This is a genomic window from Bradyrhizobium pachyrhizi (assembly GCF_001189245.1).
GTDB lineage: Bacteria > Pseudomonadota > Alphaproteobacteria > Rhizobiales > Xanthobacteraceae > Bradyrhizobium > Bradyrhizobium pachyrhizi.
In genome coordinates, this window is record NZ_LFIQ01000077.1 from 54996 (window position 1) to 56997 (window position 2002).

General features: G+C 67.1%; 1 protein-coding gene and 1 pseudogene. Both read right to left on the reverse strand.

All coding sequences use genetic code 11. The features are described 5' to 3' along the window. Positions 1–112: 112 nt before the first annotated feature. A complete protein-coding gene (locus AKL29_RS16360; RefSeq protein ID WP_050384877.1) occupies positions 113–1783 on the reverse strand; it encodes a ribonuclease J in 1671 nt (556 codons plus the stop codon). Next, positions 1783–2002 (reverse strand): annotated as a pseudogene (locus AKL29_RS44920) (biotin--[acetyl-CoA-carboxylase] ligase); the annotation flags it as partial. The gene AKL29_RS16360 and the pseudogene AKL29_RS44920, both read right to left, overlap by 1 nt.

Below are 2002 nucleotides of genomic sequence, written 5' to 3' on the forward strand. Positions count from 1 at the left end.
TCCTTGACCGCGATCGCGACGTGATTGAGCCGGCCCAGCATCTCTCTCTCCCTTTAGTTGAGCATGATCTCTTCGGAAAACCGCTTCGTACTTTTCCGGATCATGCTTAGGCTCAAACCGTCAGAACGTGCACGACGCAGATCGGCTTCTTGCCCCATTGCTCGTTCAGCGCGGCCCGCACCGCGCGGCGCACCGATTCCCCCAGCGCGTCCGGATCGCGCCGCCGCGGCTTCGGCAGGCCCTCGATCGTCGATACCACCACATCGAACACGATGTCGTCGAGCAGTTCGCCCGCCGCATTGTTCTCTGGCATGCCGACCAGATCAACCTCGGGATCGTCGGCGATCTCGCCCTGCTCGGTCATGACGATGGCGACGAAGGCGCAGCCGGCAAAGCCCATCCGCCGTCGCTCCACCACGGCGCGCGACTTGGCGTCCTCCAGGATGATTCCGTCCTTGTAGAGCCGGCCCGCCGGCACCTCGCCGATGATGCCGGGCTCGCCGGGCCCGAGCTTGACGAGGTCGCCGTTGCGGCAGGTCAGGACCTTGGGCACGCCGGCGGCGCGCGCCAGCTTGGCGTGTTCGGCCAGATGCAACGCCTCGCCATGGACGGGGATCAGGAGCTGCGGCCGCACCCAGGAGATCATGTCCCGCAGCTCGTCGCGGCGCGGGTGGCCGGAGACGTGCACCAGGTGCTCACGGTCGGTGATGATCTCGACGCCCTGCATGACCAGGTTGTTGATGATCGAGCCGACCGCCTTCTCGTTGCCGGGAATGGTGCGGGAGGAGAAGATCACGGTGTCGCCCTTGTTCAGGGTGACCTGCGGATGGTCGTCATTGGCGATCCGCGCCAGCGCCGCGCGCGGCTCGCCCTGGCTGCCGGTGCACAGCGCCAGCACCTTGTCGGCCGGGAAATGGCCGTAATAGTCGGCGCTGCGGAACTTGTGCGAGCCGTCGAGATAGCCGCATTCGCGCGCCACCTGCACCACGCGCTCCATGGCGCGACCGACCACGACCACCTCGCGGTCGGCGGCGTTGGCGGCATCCGCCACCGCCCGCACGCGGGCGACATTGGAGGCGAACGTCGTGACCGCGACCCGGCCCTTGGCCGCCTTGACCAGTTTCTTGATGGTGGCGGCGACCTCGGTCTCCGAGGGCGAACGGCCGTCGCGCACCGCGTTGGTGGAATCACCGACCAGCGCCAGCACGCCTTCGTCGCCGAGCTCGCGCAGCCGCCGCTCGTCGGTCGGCTGGCCGATGATCGGGGTCGGATCGATCTTCCAGTCGCCGGTGTGCAGCACGGTGCCGACATCGGTCTTGATCGCCAGCGCGTGCGATTCCGGAATCGAATGCGCGACCGGGATGAACTCGACATTGAACGGACCGATATCGACCCGCCCGCCCGACGGAATCACCGTGACCGGGATTTTTGGCGGGTTGCGCTCGGCGGCGCATTTGGCCTCGAACAGCGCCGCGCTGAATTGCGTCGCATAGATCTTGCAGCCGAGCTTCGGCCAGAGATCGATGATCGCGCCGAAATGATCCTCATGGGCGTGCGTCAGCACGAGGCCCATCAGATTGTTGCGCTCCTTCTCGAGGAAGCGGACGTCGGGCATGATCAAGTCGATGCCCGGCAGATGCTCCTCGTCGCCGAAGGAGACGCCGAGATCGACCGCGAGGAAGGACCGCTGGTGGCGGTTGCCGAAGCCGTAGATCGACAGGTTCATGCCGATCTCGCCGACGCCGCCGAGCGGCGCAAAGGTGAGCTCGTCCGGACGCGCCATCAGTTCGACCTCACCGAGGCTGCGGTGCCGAAATAGACCTCGCCCGCCGTCACGGGCAGGCGCTCGCCATCAGCGGTGCGGACGATCAGGCAGCCGGTATCATCGATGGTGTCGAACGTGCCCTCAAGGGTCGCCGAGCCGGTCTGGACCGCGACCTTCTCGCCGAGCCCGGCCGCGCGCTCCAGCCACAGCCGGCGGATCTCGGGGAAGCCGCGGCCG

Excerpts from the sequence above, each read along its gene's own strand:
- AKL29_RS16360 (WP_050384877.1), bottom strand. The coding sequence starts at position 1,783 with ATGGCGCGTCCGGACGAGCTCACCTTTGCGCCGCTCGGCGGCGTCGGC.